This is a genomic window from Rhizobium sp. BK591, from assembly GCF_014195045.1.
Taxonomy (GTDB): domain Bacteria; phylum Pseudomonadota; class Alphaproteobacteria; order Rhizobiales; family Rhizobiaceae; genus Rhizobium; species Rhizobium anhuiense.
This window is the reverse complement of record NZ_JACIAZ010000003.1, coordinates 827247-841757: the sequence shown is the minus strand read 5'-3', so window position 1 is coordinate 841757 and position 14511 is coordinate 827247. Positions and strand designations below refer to the sequence as shown.

Annotated in this window: 13 protein-coding genes; 3 read left to right on the top strand and 10 right to left on the bottom strand. The window is 62.9% G+C overall.

Features of this window, described 5'->3' with window-relative positions; genetic code table 11:
* Positions 1 to 13: 13 nt before the first annotated feature.
* Entirely contained in the window at positions 14 to 976 is a 963-nt protein-coding gene (locus FHX10_RS17480; protein ID WP_097623131.1) for an AEC family transporter, read from the top strand.
* Here the strand turns inward: FHX10_RS17480 and FHX10_RS17475 are convergent.
* From FHX10_RS17475 to cysG, 5 genes are read right to left on the bottom strand one after another with little or no spacing between them, the layout of a single operon-like run.
* Entirely contained in the window at positions 944 to 2155 is a 1212-nt protein-coding gene (locus FHX10_RS17475) for a UbiH/UbiF family hydroxylase (RefSeq protein WP_097630841.1), read from the bottom strand. The genes FHX10_RS17480 and FHX10_RS17475 overlap by 33 nt on opposite strands.
* 38 nt (positions 2156 to 2193) lie before the next feature.
* On the bottom strand, positions 2194 to 2706 hold the full coding sequence (locus FHX10_RS17470; protein WP_047615398.1) for a DUF934 domain-containing protein: 513 nt from the start codon (positions 2704 to 2706) through the stop codon (positions 2194 to 2196).
* Between the two features lie 10 nt (positions 2707 to 2716).
* On the bottom strand, positions 2717 to 4387 hold the full coding sequence (locus tag FHX10_RS17465; protein ID WP_097594547.1) for a nitrite/sulfite reductase: 1671 nt from the start codon (positions 4385 to 4387) through the stop codon (positions 2717 to 2719).
* Between the two features lie 8 nt (positions 4388 to 4395).
* The gene (locus FHX10_RS17460) at positions 4396 to 4710 is read right to left on the bottom strand and encodes a DUF2849 domain-containing protein (protein WP_011651871.1); all 315 of its coding nucleotides are present in this window, start codon (positions 4708 to 4710) and stop codon (positions 4396 to 4398) included.
* 2 nt (positions 4711 to 4712) lie between these two features.
* A complete protein-coding gene (gene cysG / locus FHX10_RS17455; protein ID WP_184389919.1) occupies positions 4713 to 6149 on the bottom strand; it encodes a siroheme synthase CysG in 1437 nt (478 codons plus the stop codon).
* A 268-nt stretch (positions 6150 to 6417) separates the two neighbouring features.
* Here cysG and FHX10_RS17450 point away from each other — a divergent pair, with 268 nt between their 5' ends.
* The gene (locus FHX10_RS17450) at positions 6418 to 7005 is read left to right on the top strand and encodes a deaminase (RefSeq protein WP_097594548.1); all 588 of its coding nucleotides are present in this window, start codon (positions 6418 to 6420) and stop codon (positions 7003 to 7005) included.
* Positions 7006 to 7011: 6 nt separating this feature from the next.
* A complete protein-coding gene (mazG, locus tag FHX10_RS17445) occupies positions 7012 to 7851 on the top strand; it encodes a nucleoside triphosphate pyrophosphohydrolase (RefSeq protein WP_047615033.1) in 840 nt (279 codons plus the stop codon).
* 120 nt (positions 7852 to 7971) lie between these two features.
* Here mazG and hflX read toward each other — a convergent pair whose 3' ends face one another.
* The 5 genes from hflX to FHX10_RS17420 all read right to left on the bottom strand — a co-directional run bounded on the left by hflX (position 7972) and on the right by FHX10_RS17420 (position 14286).
* Positions 7972 to 9297 carry a GTPase HflX gene (gene hflX / locus FHX10_RS17440; RefSeq protein WP_097623129.1) on the bottom strand — a complete coding sequence of 442 codons (1326 nt, stop codon included), beginning with the start codon at positions 9295 to 9297 and terminating at the stop codon, positions 7972 to 7974.
* Between the two features lie 77 nt (positions 9298 to 9374).
* Positions 9375 to 9617, bottom strand: coding sequence for an RNA chaperone Hfq (gene hfq / locus FHX10_RS17435; protein ID WP_003539403.1), 243 nt, complete (start codon positions 9615 to 9617; stop codon positions 9375 to 9377).
* 111 nt (positions 9618 to 9728) lie between these two features.
* On the bottom strand, positions 9729 to 10592 hold the full coding sequence (locus FHX10_RS17430; protein ID WP_184389916.1) for a D-amino-acid transaminase: 864 nt from the start codon (positions 10590 to 10592) through the stop codon (positions 9729 to 9731).
* A 69-nt stretch (positions 10593 to 10661) separates the two neighbouring features.
* Positions 10662 to 12026, bottom strand: a complete 1365-nt coding sequence (locus tag FHX10_RS17425; protein WP_047615027.1) for a sigma-54-dependent transcriptional regulator — start codon at positions 12024 to 12026, stop codon at positions 10662 to 10664.
* The gene (locus FHX10_RS17420) at positions 12016 to 14286 is read right to left on the bottom strand and encodes a PAS domain-containing sensor histidine kinase (RefSeq protein WP_184389914.1); all 2271 of its coding nucleotides are present in this window, start codon (positions 14284 to 14286) and stop codon (positions 12016 to 12018) included. Before FHX10_RS17420 ends, FHX10_RS17425 begins: the two co-directional genes overlap by 11 nt.
* Positions 14287 to 14511: the final 225 nt, after the last annotated feature.

Genomic DNA, 14511 nt, shown 5'->3' with positions numbered 1-14511 from the left:
ACTGGAAGACCTCTTGGCCGATATCGTCAGCCTGCTATTGCCGTTCTTCGGCCTGATCCTGATCGGCTACATCGCAGCCAAGGCGACCAAACAGCCAGCCGAAACGTTGGGATGGCTGAACACCTTCATCATCTACGCCGCCCTGCCCGCTCTGTTCTTCAAGCTGGTCTCACGCACGCCGATCGAGGAGCTGACGCGCGTCGATTTCATCGTCACCGATATCGCGGCGACCTATGCGGTCTTCATCCTGCTGTTCGCCATCGGCCGCATTCTGCGCGGCAATTCGCTCGCCGATTGCACCATCCAGTCCTTTGCCGGCGCTTACGGCAATATCGGCTATATGGGGCCGGGCCTGGCGCTCTTGGCGCTCGGCGAAGGTGCAGCCGTGCCGGTGGCGCTGATCATCTGCTTCGAGAACGCGCTGCATTTCATCGTGGCGCCGGCGCTGATGGCGGCGGCCGGCGACGACAAGCGTTCAACCAGCCAACTCGCCGCCGATATCCTGCGCAAGGTGGCGCTGCATCCCTTCATCCTGTCGACGGCGGCAGGCTTTGCCGTGGCCGCCCTTGATATCGACCAGCCGCTGGCCTTTCAGCGCCTCGTCGATTACCTCGCCCAGGCGGCCGCGCCCTGCGCGCTCTTTGCCATGGGCGTGACTCTGGCGCTCCGGCCGCTGAAGCGGATCCCAGCAGAGATCTCCTATATCGTGCCGGCGAAGCTGATCCTGCATCCGATCGCGGTTTTCGTCGCGCTGACGGCGGTTGGCGGTTTCGAGCCGGTGTGGATCCAGGCGGCCGTGCTGCTTGCCTGCCTGCCGACGGCGACCAACGTCTTCGTCATCGGCCAGCAGTACGGCGTCTGGCAGGAGCGCGCCTCGGCGACGATCCTGATCACGACAGTGCTATCGGTGGTGACTGTTTCGCTCTGGCTGATCGTGATCCGCTCAGGCCTTCTTCCGCTTCAGCTTTTCCCGTAGAGCATCCGGAATATCCCGGAAGCCGCGGCCGGGCTCGATGCCTTCGCGCATGACGATGTTGCGCAGCGGCGGAATGGCCGAGAGAATATGCAGGCCGGCAGCGCGCAGCATCTGGACGGGCAGGAAATCCGAGAGCAGCGAGCGGTTGAGGAGATCGACGCTGGCCGTGCGCGTCATGATGTCGGCACGGCGCCTGCGGTCGAAGCTGTCGCCGGCATCGGCCGGCACCGGCAGTTCCGCCCTGTCGCAGAGGATATCGGCGAGCGCCATGATATCACGCAGGCTGAGATTCAGCCCCTGCGCCCCGATCGGCGGGAAGACATGGGCGGCCTCGCCGATCAGCGCGATACGTCCCTTGCCGAAACGATGCGCCATCATGCCGGAGAGCGGCCAGACCTGGACGCCCTCCTCGACGTCAACCTTGCCGAGCATGGATTGCATGCGCGCCTCGACAATAGCCCCGAGTTCGGCAAGCTGCAATTCCGCGCGGCTTGCCGCTTCTGCGGGATCCTGCACCCAGACGAGGCTGGAGCGGCCTCCCGGCAGCGGCACCTGGGTGAAGGGGCCGTGCTTGGTGTGGAATTCGGTCGAGATGTTCTGGTGCGGCAGCGAATGGGCGAAATTCAGCACCATGGCCGATTGCGGATAGGACCAGTTGCGCACGCCGATGCCAGCGGTTTCGCGCAGCTTCGAGCCGCGGCCATCGGCGCCGACGGCAAAATCGGCCGAGAAAGTCTCGCCGCCGGCAAGTGTGATCGAGACTGTATCGCTTGATATTTCGATCGATTCGGCCATGTCGGAGAAGCGAGTGATATTGCCCTCGCCTGATATAGCCGCCTCGAGGATGTCGGTCAGGGCCTTGTTGGGGAAATTGTAGCCGAAGGCATTCAGGCCGACGTCGGCGGCGCGGAAGGTGGTCGTCGGCGCGCGCAGCAGCCGGTCGGTGCCGTCGACGATGCGCATGCTGGTGAGAGGAGCGGTTGCCGGCCGAAGCTTTTCCCAGAGCGTCAGCCGGTCGAGGAAGCGGATCGACTGGTCCATCAGCGCCGTGGTGCGCCGGTCTTCCTTCGGAGCGAGAGGAGCGACAAGCGCCACATCGCGACCGCCGCGCGCGAGCGCGATTGCTGCGATCATGCCGGCGAGCCCGCCACCGATCACCGCCACTTCGAATGTCTTCATGCTACTGTACCGCCATCGTAAAAAGGCGGACCGTCCGCTTATGCGGCCGGCTTCGCCTGACGGCGCCAACTATAGCCCTTGCCGGCGTCGGCGTCACGCACCGCCGGTTGATAATGATGGGGAATGGCGGGAAGACGGTTTTCGGAAAGCCGCTTCAGCGCCGTGGCGTTGGTGACGGCAAAGCTGTCGATGCCGACGCGCAGCATCAGCGGCACCTGATCGATCAGCACGTCGCCGACGGCACGCAGCTCGTTGGTATAACCCAAGCGCTGGCGTAGCAGCGAGGCGTGGCTGAAGGCGCGGCCGTCGTTGAACGCCGGAAAGGCGACGGCGACGATTTCGAGGCGATCGAGATAGGGCTCGAGCCTGCGCACATCGTCGGCCGGCTTGATCAGCACGCCGAGGCCGACATCGTTGCTTTCATCGGCCTTGGCGATCAATTCGTCGAGACCGAGCAGCGGCTTCTGCTCCTCGGTCGCCTTCACCTCGTCGGTTTCGATCACCCAGGGATCGTTTTCGACAAAACCGGTTTCTCTCCAGATCTTCGTCATCATCCCCTCCTTATGCCGCTTCGGCGGCCGAGCCGTAGAGCGCGGTCTTGAAAGGCTGCGGTCCGACGCGGCGATAGGCGGCGAGGAAGTTCTCGGAATGATCGAGTCGCAGGCCGAGATAGGTGTCGACGATCGTCTCGATCGCGTCGGTCACCCGGTCCGGCTCGAAGCCGCGGCCGATGATTTCGCCGATCGAGGTATGTTCGTCACCGGAGCCGCCGAGCGTGATCTGGTAGAGTTCGGCGCCCTTCTTCTCGACACCGAGCAGGCCGATATGGCCGACATGGTGATGGCCGCAGGCATTGATGCAGCCGGAGATCTTGATCTTCAGCTCGCCGATCTCCGCCTGGCGCTCGGCATTGCCGAAGCGGCGGGAGATTTCCTGCGCGAGCGGAATGGAGCGCGCATTGGCGAGCGCGCAGTAGTCGAGCCCGGGACAGGCGATGATGTCGGTGATGAGACCGGCATTGGCTTCCGCCAAGTTGATGGCGACGAGGCCGCGATAGACGGCTTCGAGATCGGCCAGCGCCACATGCGGCAGGATCAGGTTCTGCTCATGGCTGACGCGGATTTCGTCGAAGCCATATTCCTCGGCGAGATCGGCGATCGCATCCATCTGTGCATCCGAGGCGTCGCCCGGAATGCCGCCGATCGGCTTCAGCGAGATCGTCACCATGCCGTAATCGGGGTTCTTGTGCGGCTGCACGTTCTGCTGCACCCAGCGGGCGAAGCCGGCATCGGCCTTCTTCCAGCGAGCAAGGTTTTCCCAGCCTTCGGCGCGTTCGGGCAGAGCCGGCGGCGCGAAATAGGCAGCGATTGCCTGGACATCCTTTTCCGGCAGCTTGAGCTCGCTATCTTTCAGCGCGGCGAATTCGGCTTCTACCTGGCGCGTCAGTTCCTCGGTGCCGGTCTCGTGCACCAGGATCTTGATACGGGCCTTGTACTTGTTGTCGCGGCGGCCGTGCAGATTGTACACGCGCACGATAGCCGTGGTGTAGGAGAGCAGGTCTTCCTCGGGCAGGAAGTCGCGGATCAGCTTGGCGATCATCGGCGTACGGCCCTGGCCGCCGCCGACATAGACGGCAAAGCCGATCTCGCCCTTGTCGTTCTTCTTCACGTGCAGGCCGATATCATGGACCTGGATCGCGGCGCGGTCGCGCTCGGCGCCGGTGACGGCGATCTTGAACTTGCGCGGCAGGAAGGAGAATTCCGGGTGGACAGACGACCACTGGCGCAGGATCTCGGCGTAGGGGCGCGGATCGGCGATCTCATCGGCGGCGGCACCGGCGAAATGATCGGCCGTGACGTTTCTGATGCAATTGCCCGAGGTCTGCAGCGCATGCATCTCGACGCTGGCAAGATCGGCGAGCGCATCGGGGATGTCGGACAGCTTCGGCCAGTTGAACTGCAGGTTCTGGCGCGTGGTGAAGTGGCCATAACCGCGGTCATAGGTGCGGGCGATATGGGCGAGCATGCGCAGCTGGCGCGCGCTCAGCGTGCCATAGGGAATAGCGATGCGCAGCATATAGGCGTGCAGCTGCAGGTAGACGCCGTTCATCAGGCGCAGCGGCTTGAACGCGTCCTCGGCGAGCTCGCCGGACAGGCGGCGCTGAACCTGATCGCGAAACTGCTCGACGCGCTCGCTGACAAAGGCATGGTCAAATTCGTCGTAACGGTACATCGTCTTCCTCAGACTGCAATGAATTCGGGATCGGCCGGAGCGTAGCCCGGGGCATATTCCATGGTCGGCCCTTGAGCACGGATGCGCTCGCGAAGGCGAAGCGGCCATAAAATGCCGTTGGTTTCCTGAACGTCGACGACGGCGACGTCAACGACCTCGTTGTCGGCATAGGATTTCTTGCCGATCGCCTCCAGCGCCGCAACGGCTTCGGCGTGACGGGCAACGAGCGCCTCCTGCAGCGAGGTGGACCACTTCCCGTTCGCATCCAGCCAGACGGCAATGCCGTCCGTCAGCCGGTTGGCGGTCAGAACCTTGTCACCCATATTCAGCTCCTTGCAAGTTCCTCGAGCCGGGCGTTTGCGCGCACCAGGGGCTCGGACAGTTCGAAATTGGCGCCGGCGACCGCATCGCCGATAATGACCATGACAGGTCCTGTCAATTCGTCGCGGTGCTGCAGATCGGGCAGATCAGCGAGCGTGCCATGCAGCAGGCGGCGATCGGCGCGGCTGGCATTTTCGATGACGGCAACGGTGGTCTCAGCGGGAATGCCCGCCTGCATCAACCGCTCAGCAACGGAGGCTGCAACCGTGCGGCCCATATAGACGGCAATCGTCGCGCCCGACACGGCAAGGCTTGCCCAATCGGGCAGCACGTCGCCGGTCAAATCATGGCCGGTCGTGAAGACCAGCGAGGAGGCAACGCCACGCAGCGTCAGCGGCAACTCGAAATCGGCAGCGGCGGCGAAAGCCGAGGTGATGCCGGGCACGACCTCATAGGTGATGCCGGCAGCGCGCAGCGCGGCCATCTCTTCCCCTGCCCGGCCATAGACCAGGGGATCGCCGGATTTCAGGCGGACGACGCGCTTGCCCTGGCTGCCGAGATCGACCAGCAAGTCGTTGATTTCTTCTTGCGATTTCGAGTGGCAGCCCTTGCGTTTGCCGACGGAAAGCCGCTCGGCATCGCGGCGCCCCATATCGACGATCGCCTGCGGCACGAGGGCGTCATAAACGATGACATCGGCTTCCATCATCACGCGCTGGGCACGCAGCGTCAGCAGATCCTCGGCACCCGGACCGGCGCCGACCAGCCAGACGTGGCCTGCGACCTTGTCCACCGCGCCCAACAGCCCATCGGCCGCGTAATGCGCCTGCGGCAGGTTGCCATTGGCGACAGCATCGGCAACGGGGCCGGAAAAGAAGCGGCGCCAGAAGACGCGGCGGGAGACGCCGCGGGGCACCCGTTGTTCAACGGCCTTGCGATAGCTGGTCGCCAGTGCTGCGAGGCGGCCGAGCGAGGGTGACAGAAGCTGATCGATCTGCGCACGGATCATCTGCGCCAGAACCGGCCCTGCCCCTTCGGTGCCGATCGCGACGGCAACGGGGGCGCGATTGACCAGCGCCGGCGTGAAGAAATCGCAGTAATCGGGCTGATCGACGGCATTGGCCGGAATTCTGGCAGAGCGCGCAGCATCGACGATATCGCGGTCGTCAGCGTCATTGCCGGTTGCGGCGAAGACGAGTGCCGAACCCTCGACCTGTTCGGCGGAAAAGGCAGCGCGCACGGTTTCGATACGGTTGGCGATCAGGAAGGCGTGGTAATCGGCTTCCGGCCGCTCGGCATAGGCGACAATCCGCGCCCGTGTGTTGAGCAGCAGCCGCACCTTGGCGAAAGCTTCGTCGCCATTGCCGAAGACAGCCGTCTTCTGGCCTTCCACGCGAAAGAAGGCGGGAAATACCGAAAGCTGTTCAGTCTTGGGAGGCATCATCAATCCACTTCGAAGTTGCCGGAATATGCCCTTGATCGACAAGGGATTGAAGGAACAGAAATTCGAAAGCCCAAGCAAGCAGGTATTCTTTTGCTCGTGCCGTCAATGATTTGAGAAAAGTCACCCGTGCTGCCAAAAAGCCGCATATCTCAAGCCCGCTTGCTGCAGTGCAGTATAAAGCCTGTGACAAAAGACGTCCACCGGTGCTTGACGCATTTCACTCGCGCCGCCAAGGCGATAGACTGAGGAAAACTGGAGGGGCCTCATGCCTGATAAGACCATTGCCTCCCGCCTGCTTTCGGTCATGGAAGACGATATCCTGCCGCTGACGGAGCGTGGCGTTTCGCTTGGCAATAAGGTGTTCGGTGCGGCGATCTTAAGGAAATCCGATCTTTCGCTTGTCGTCGCCGAGACCAACAACGAGCTGGAGAACCCGCTCTGGCATGGCGAGGTGCACACGCTGAAGCGCTTCTACGAGCTTGGCGACAAGCCACCCACCAAGGATTTGATCTTCCTGTCGACACACGAACCCTGCACCATGTGCATGTCGGCGATCACCTGGGCGGGCTTCGACAATTTCTACTATTTCTTCAGCCATGAGGATTCCCGCGATGCCTTCGCGATTCCGCACGACCTGAAGATCCTGAAGGAGGTCTTCGGGCTTGAACCCGGCGGCTACCGCAGGCAAAACGCCTTCTGGAACAGCTTTGCCATCGCCGATCTCGTCGAGACCGAAGAGGCTCAGCTGAGAAACGCGCTGAAGGCGCAAACCGCCCGCATCAAGGCGCGCTATGACGCGCTGTCCAACTCCTACCAGTCGTCGAAGAGCGCCAACGACATTCCGCTCAACTGAGGCAACATGGAACCTTCCAAAGATATTTCGCGGCTGATCGAGATCATGGCGGCGCTGCGCCATCCCGAAACCGGCTGCCCCTGGGACATCGAGCAGAACTTCGAGACCATCAAGCCCTATACGATCGAAGAGGCCTATGAGGTCTCCGATGCGATCGAGCGCGGTGATATGGACGATCTCTGCGACGAGTTGGGCGACCTGCTGCTTCAGGTGGTCTTCCACGCGCGGATGGCCGAGGAGGCCGGCGAATTTTCCTTCGGCGACGTCGTCAACGCCATCACCGCCAAGATGATCCGCCGCCACCCGCACGTCTTTGCCCGCTCGGCGGCAGATACGCCTGATGCAGTGAAGAAGCAGTGGGACGAGATCAAGCAGGCGGAGAAACGCGAGCGCGCCGAGCGCCGGTCACGGCGCGGTATCACCGAGGACTTCAAGAGCGGCTTCCTCGGTTCGGTGCAGCGCAGCTTCCCGGCTTTGACGGAAGCGCTGAAGCTGCAGGAACGCGCCGCCAAGGTCGGTTTCGACTGGTCGGCGCCCGAACCGATCCTCGACAAGATCGAGGAGGAGATCGGCGAATTGCGGGCGGCACTTCGGGAAGGCGACCAGGCCAAGGTCAGCGACGAACTCGGCGATCTGATCTTCGCCGTCGTCAATATCGGCCGGCACGTGAAGGCGGATCCGGAACAGGCTGTGCGCGGAACCAATACGAAATTCCGTCGTCGCTTCAGTCATATAGAGCATGTTCTTGAAGCAGAAGGCGAAACGTTGGAAGACGCGACGCTGGAGCGGATGGAGGAGATCTGGCAGGCGGCGAAGGCAATCGAACGGGCTGTTTTGATTGGGTAGGTTGGATCGAGCATGACGGAGGGTGCGGCTGGCCTTGTCGCCGACCAGCCGGCCTGCGGAGGCGAAACATTGCCAGATCTTCCTTCTCCGCAGTGGGGCCGAAGGAAGTCTTGATTTCGCTCACCGCTCCCAATCTTCCTTATCAGGCTTCGGTCCGTTGCCGATGCGGCGCTCGAGTTCGGTTGCCTCGGTTTCGGAGAGGCGCAGGTCGAGGGTGATCGAGCCGTCCTCATTGTCCTCACGACCGTCGACGATGGCATGATCGTAAAGCCAGGGCAGCAACGCCAGCTTGTCGACGGGAAGGCGGATCGTTGCCTCGGTCATCACGCCTGACAGTCTGCGGCTGATTTCTTCCATCAGCGTATCGACGCCCTCGCCGCTGACGGCCGAAACCGCGACGACGTTGCTGGCGCCGGCGGCTTTCTGCACCATGGTATCGTGGACCTCGGGCTCCAGCCGGTCGATCTTGTTCCAGACCTCGATCAGCCGCTTGGCCGATTCGGCCTCGTCGATGCCGAGGTCGTTCAGGATGCGCATCACATCGGAGCTCTGCGCCTGGTTGTCGGCATCGGACATGTCGCGAACATGCAGGATGAGATCGGCTTCCAGCACCTCTTCCAAGGTCGCCCGGAAGGCGGCGACGAGATGGGTCGGCAGGTCGGAGATGAAGCCGACGGTGTCGGAGAGGATGACGGTGCGGCCGTGCGGCAGCTTCATGCGGCGCAGCGTCGGATCGAGCGTGGCAAAGAGCATGTCTTCGGCCAGCACGCCGGCGCCGGTGATGCGGTTGAACAGCGTCGACTTGCCGGCATTGGTATAACCGACGAGCGCTACGATCGGGTGCGGCACCTTGCGGCGCTTGGCGCGGTGGAGCTGGCGGGTGCGCACGACCTGCTCCAGCTCGCGTTCGAGCTTGATGATGCGATCCTGCAGCAGCCGCCGGTCGGCTTCGATCTGGGTTTCGCCGGGGCCGCCCATGAAGCCGCCGCCGCCGCGCTGGCGTTCAAGGTGGGTCCAGCTTCGGACCAGACGGCCTTTTTGATAGTTCAGATGGGCGAGGTCGACCTGCAGCGTGCCTTCCTTGGTGGAGGCGCGGCGGCCGAAGATTTCGAGGATGAGGCCCGTCCGGTCGATGACCTTGGCGTTCCATTCCTTTTCGAGATTGCGCTGCTGAACCGGCGTCAGCGGATGATCGACGATGACGAGACCGGAATCGCGCTCATCGAGCAACGCCTTGATCTCCTCGATCTTGCCGGTGCCGAGCAATGTGGCCGGTCTCGGGTCGTTGACCGGGACGATCGAGCCGTTGACGACATCGAGGTCGATCGCCTGGGCAAGGCCCGTCGCCTCTTCGAGCCGGCTTTCCGGCGTGCGGGTCGAGGCCGATTCGGACTGGCCGCCGCGACTGCGCGATTTCAGAACCGGCACGACGACAGTCGCGCGCATGTCGTCCCTGTGCTTGGCGGCTTCAGGGATGATCGAATCGTTCTTGGTATCGCGTGTCGAAATGACGGCTGATCCTGTTAGGACGCTGCTTCTTCGCTCTCGAACATCTGCATGGGCTGGCCCGGCATGATCGTCGAGATCGCATGTTTATACACGAGCTGCGAATGGCCGTCACGGCGAAGAAGAACACAGAAATTGTCAAAAGACGTAACAACGCCCGTGAGTTTCACGCCGTTGATCAAAAAGATTGTCAGGGAAATCTTTTGCTTGCGAACAGTATTGAGAAATAAGTCCTGCAGATTCTGAGAACGTTCCGCCATCGCGCCGCTTCTTTCTTTATTGCCGACCTGATCTGGTCGGTAGAATATCAATCAACCTCACCATGCAAGACCGGCAGCACCCTCATTCCACCCGTCCAGCAAATCTTGGTATCAAATCGCAATCTTTTCCGCAACGTCGAAAAAGGCTTCGCGGACTTTCTGCGAAACACCGCCCGCATGACCGTTGGCGATAGGCTGGCCATCGACGGAAACGACCGGAAAACAAATGCTTGTGGCTGCAGTCAGGAAGACCTCGCGGGCTGCGAGCATCTCGGAAACGGAGAAATTCCGCTCCGTGATCTTCAACCCGAGCTTGGCTGCAACATCCATCAATGTGGTGCGGGTAATGCCGCGCAGAATTCCGTGTTCGGCAGGCCGCGTCACCAGCGTCCCGTCCCGGTCGACGATCCAGACATTGGTCGCCGCCCCTTCCTTCACCATGCCGTCGCCATCGACATAGATCGCCTCCTGGGCGCCGGCCTCCTTGGCTTGCTGACGGGCCATGGCATTCGGCAACAGGCCGACGGATTTGATGTCGACGCGGTCCCAGCGATTGTCGGCAAGGGTGATCGCCTTGATGCCGTTGGCGTTCTTGGCAGCAATGATTTTGGGATCTGTGCTCTTGGCAGTGATGACAAGCGACGGCGGCGTGCCCTCGGCCGGGAAGACATGATCGCGGCGGGCGACACCGCGCGTCACCTGCATGTAGAAAAGCCCGTTGCGGACATGGTTGCGGCGCAGCGTCTGACGAATGACCTGGGTCAGCGCCGCCCGGCCCATCGGCCAGGCGATGCGCAATTCGCCGAGCGACCGGTCGAGACGGTTCAGATGGCGCGTCAGGTCGACGATGTAGCCGTGTCGGACCTCGCAGACCTCGTAGACGCCGTCGGCGAACTGATAACCGCGGTCCTCGATATGGACGCTGGCATCGGAATGCTTGACGTAGCGGCCATTCACATAGGCAATTCTCGGCATGGGAAACCTGGTCTTCTAAGAATCAGGATGGGAAGGATGCGGCGCGGCATCCGCCGCGCCTTCGCATGATCAGACGCCGAGCGACTTCAGCTTGCGATGCAGCGCCGAACGCTCCATGCCGACGAATTCCGCGGTGCGCGAGATATTGCCGCCGAAACGGTTGATCTGGGCGATCAGATAATCCTTCTCGAACATCTCGCGGGCTTCGCGCAACGGCAGCGTCATGATGTGATAGTCGTTCTTGGCGGAAACCTTCGGCAGCATGTCGCCGAGATCGGTCGGCAGCATGTCGGCGGTGATCGGCGCATCCGGCCCGTCGGTGCGGGCAAGGATCATCAGCCGTTCGATATTGTTGCGCAGCTGACGGATATTGCCCGGCCAATCATGCGCCTGCAGCACCGCCATGGCGTCGTCGCCGATGCGGCGCGGACGAATGCCGGCCTGCTCTGAGATCTGGCGCATCAGCTGATCGACGAGAAAGGGAATGTCCTCGCGCCGCTCGGCAAGCGCCGGCACCCGCACCGGCACGACGGCGAGGCGATGATAGAGATCCTCGCGGAACCAGCCTTCGGCGATGCGGCTTTCGAGGTTGTAGGCGGTCGAGGAGATGATGCGGACATCGACCTTGACACGCTTGGAGCCGCCGACGCGCTCGAACTGCTGATCGACCAGCACGCGCAGGATCTTGTTCTGCGTCTCGCGCGGCATTTCGCCGACTTCGTCGAGATAGAGGATGCCGCGATGGGCTTCCTCGAGCGCGCCGATCTTGCGCGCCTGGCCGGGCGTGCCCTCGGTGCCGAACAGCGCCACCTCCATGCGTTCGGGCGTGATGTTGGCGGCGTTCAGCGCAACGAAGGGGCCGTTGGCACGGGTCGACTTCTTGTGGATCATCCGCGCCACCAGCTCCTTGCCGGAGCCAGAGGCGCCGAGGATCATGATGCGGCTGTTGGTCGGCGAGACCTTCTCGATCGTCTGGCGAAGCTGCGAAACGGCGACCGAAGTGCCGATCAGCTCCAGCGCATCGCCGGTGCGGCGCTTCAGCTCGGAGACTTCGCGCTTCAGCTTGGAATTCTCCAGCGCGCGTTCGGCGATCAGGATCAGCCGGTCGGCCTTGAACGGCTTCTCGATGAAATCGAAGGCGCCGCGCTTGATCGCCGAGACGGCGGTCTCGATATTGCCGTGGCCTGAGATCATCACGACCGGCAGTTCGGGATGGCGGGTCTTGATCTCGTCGAGCAGCGACAGGCCATCGAGCTTGCTGCCCTGCATCCAGATATCGAGGAAGATCAGCCGCGGCACGCGATCCGATATCGCCGCCAGCGCGCTGTCGCTGTCGTGGGCGGTGCGCGTCTCGTGCCCCTCGTCCGAGAGAATGCCGGAAACGATCTCGCGAATATCGTGCTCGTCATCGACGACGAGAATATCAGAGGCCATAAACGCTTTCCTTGTCATTGGCTGCGGGAGCGGCAGGCGTCGGATCGCGGCGTGGCAGATGCACGCGGATCATGGCCCCTCTTCCCCGGTCAAAATCGGCGGGCGCATCATGCAGCTCGAGCTGCCCGCCATGTTCCTCGATGATCTTCTTGACGATGGCGAGACCGAGGCCAGTGCCCTTTTCCCGCATCGTCATATAGGGCTCCAGAATGCTGTGGCGGTTCTCCACCGGCAGGCCGCGGCCATTGTCGATCACGTCGACGGTGAAGCGGTCGCGGCTGGTATCGAGTGCGGCGCGAACGAGAATCTTGCGCTCGTCCCGTTCGTCGCTCGGCACGGCCTCGATCGCTTCGACGGCATTCTTGATGAGATTTCCGAAAGCCTGGCCGAGCATACGGCTGTCGAACAGGCCCTCCAGCGGCTGGTCGCCGAAATCCTGCGCAAAGGTGACGTGATGATTGCCCATCTCGCGCAGGAAGATCGCGTCGCGCAGAATATCGCGCAGGTCGCCCGGCTCCTTGGTCGGCTTCGGCATGCGGGCGAAGGCGGAGAATTCGTCGACCATGCGGCCGATGTCGCCGACCTGGCGGATGATCGTATCGGTGCACTGGTCGAAGACGGCCCGGTCGCCCTGGTCGATCTGCTTGCCGTAGCGGCGCTGGATGCGCTCGGCCGACAGCTGGATCGGCGTCAGCGGGTTCTTGATCTCATGGGCGATGCGCCTTGCCACGTCGCCCCAGGCGGTGGAGCGCTGGGCGATGACGAGATCGGTGATGTCGTCGAGCGTGATCACGTAGGATTCGCTCATATCGCGCACTTCCTCGCGGGTGACCTGCACGCTCAACGTCCGCACGGTGCCGCCGCGCACGAGTGCGATCTGCTTGCGGAAATCGCCGCGATGGCGCGCCGCCGCCTCGCTCAGCACCTGATCGACCTCGGGCGCGATGTCGGCCAGCTGCTTCCCGAGCATCTCGTCGGCCGACAGCGACATCAGCGTCTCGGCCGAACTGTTGACGATGGCGATGCGGCGGTCCTGCTCGACGCCGATAACGGCGGCGGTGACGCCCGACAGCACCGCTTCGATGAAGCGGCGGCGGTCGTCGACCTCGTCCTTGGCTTCGAGGATTTCGTCGCGCTGGGTGCGGATTTCCGAGATCATCTTGTTGAAGGTGCGTGAGAGATTGGCGACGTCGCCATCGACCGCGTGCACCGGCACGACGATATCCATATTGCCCGATGCAACACTGTCGGCCGCCGTGATCAGCAGGCGGATCGGCCGGACGATGCGGTCGGCGACGGCAATCGCGGTCCAGATCGCCGCCAGGAGCACGATCAGCGCAAAGCCGATGTAAAGCACGGCAAAGGCGACCTGCAGCGAGAAGCGGTTGGCCTCCATCGAGCGGTATTCGGTGGCGTTCTCCTCCATCATACGCATGGCGCCCATGACCTTGGGATCGACGGCGCGCACGGTATAGAGAAAGGTGCCCTGGATGGCATCGAGCTTGATAATGGCGCCGACGAGATTGGTGACGCCGGGCGGAATCAGCGTCGGCTGGCCGGCAGCGGCCTTTTCCAGCGCATCCTGCGGAATGGCCGGCAGCGGCTTTTCGGTGGCGATGTCGGCCTGGACGTTCACCGAGCCGTCGCGCTCGACGAGGAAGGCGCCGAGCAGGCCGCGGCCCCTGGCCTGGCGCGTCATCAATTCGGCGAAACCCGTCCTGTCGAGGCTGTAGAGCGCGCGGTTGCGCTCCAGGTCGTTGGCCATGGAAACCGTCTGCCCCTGCAGGTAGCTGGCGTTCTCCATCATGTAGGCCTGGCCGATATTGCGCGACGAGCTGACGATCGACTGGGTGCGCAGCGCGAACCAGCGGTCGAGGCCGGCATTCAGCGTGATACTGGCGAAGATGGCGACGAGGATCGCCGGCGTGATGGCGACGATCGAAAAAAGCACGACGATGCGGATATGCAGGCGCGCGGCAGCCCGGCCGCGGGTACGCGCCTTGAGCAACCGGGCCACCTCGCGGCCGATCAGGGCGAGCAGCGTCAGGACGAAGAAGGAATTGACGATCACCGAGGTGATGACGACATGCGAAGTCGGCGCGATCGGCGTGAAGCCGAGCAGCACGAAAAGTGTCGCCGTCGCGCAGAGCAGCGCGCCGCCGGCAAGCACCAGGCCGGGCACGGCGAAAAGGGCGCGGCGATCGGTCACCGTCGTCACCGTCTCGCTCGCCGCCGCCGGCGATACCCCATCCTGCGTCATTCGGCCTCTCTTCAGGCGGCACCTACCGCCCTCGCCATCGATCGAAACCAAGCAACGCCGGCTCAGAAAGCCAGCGCCGCAACGACTCGATCGGGAGCGAAATACCTAAACCCTTGCGTGACCTTTAAGCAACGCATTGTGGCGAAAATGCAACGCACCCCGTCACATTGTCAAGCCGCGCCACCTCGTTCTGCGACGGTATCCACGTCCAGTCTGACGCCCGGC

Bases quoted from the DNA above. Each gene is read 5' to 3' on its own strand.
- FHX10_RS17465 (WP_097594547.1), bottom strand. From the start codon at position 4,387: ATGTACCGTTACGACGAATTTGACCATGCCTTTGTCAGCGAGCGCGTC.
- cysG (WP_184389919.1), bottom strand. From the start codon at position 6,149: ATGCCTCCCAAGACTGAACAGCTTTCGGTATTTCCCGCCTTCTTTCGC.
- hfq (WP_003539403.1), bottom strand. From the start codon at position 9,617: ATGGCGGAACGTTCTCAGAATCTGCAGGACTTATTTCTCAATACTGTT.
- FHX10_RS17460 (WP_011651871.1), bottom strand. From the start codon at position 4,710: ATGGGTGACAAGGTTCTGACCGCCAACCGGCTGACGGACGGCATTGCC.
- FHX10_RS17450 (WP_097594548.1), top strand. From the start codon at position 6,418: ATGCCTGATAAGACCATTGCCTCCCGCCTGCTTTCGGTCATGGAAGAC.
- FHX10_RS17475 (WP_097630841.1), bottom strand. From the start codon at position 2,155: ATGAAGACATTCGAAGTGGCGGTGATCGGTGGCGGGCTCGCCGGCATG.
- FHX10_RS17420 (WP_184389914.1), bottom strand. From the start codon at position 14,286: ATGACGCAGGATGGGGTATCGCCGGCGGCGGCGAGCGAGACGGTGACG.
- FHX10_RS17430 (WP_184389916.1), bottom strand. From the start codon at position 10,592: ATGCCGAGAATTGCCTATGTGAATGGCCGCTACGTCAAGCATTCCGAT.
- FHX10_RS17425 (WP_047615027.1), bottom strand. From the start codon at position 12,026: ATGGCCTCTGATATTCTCGTCGTCGATGACGAGCACGATATTCGCGAG.
- FHX10_RS17470 (WP_047615398.1), bottom strand. From the start codon at position 2,706: ATGACGAAGATCTGGAGAGAAACCGGTTTTGTCGAAAACGATCCCTGG.
- hflX (WP_097623129.1), bottom strand. From the start codon at position 9,297: ATGCGCGCGACTGTCGTCGTGCCGGTTCTGAAATCGCGCAGTCGCGGC.
- mazG (WP_047615033.1), top strand. From the start codon at position 7,012: ATGGAACCTTCCAAAGATATTTCGCGGCTGATCGAGATCATGGCGGCG.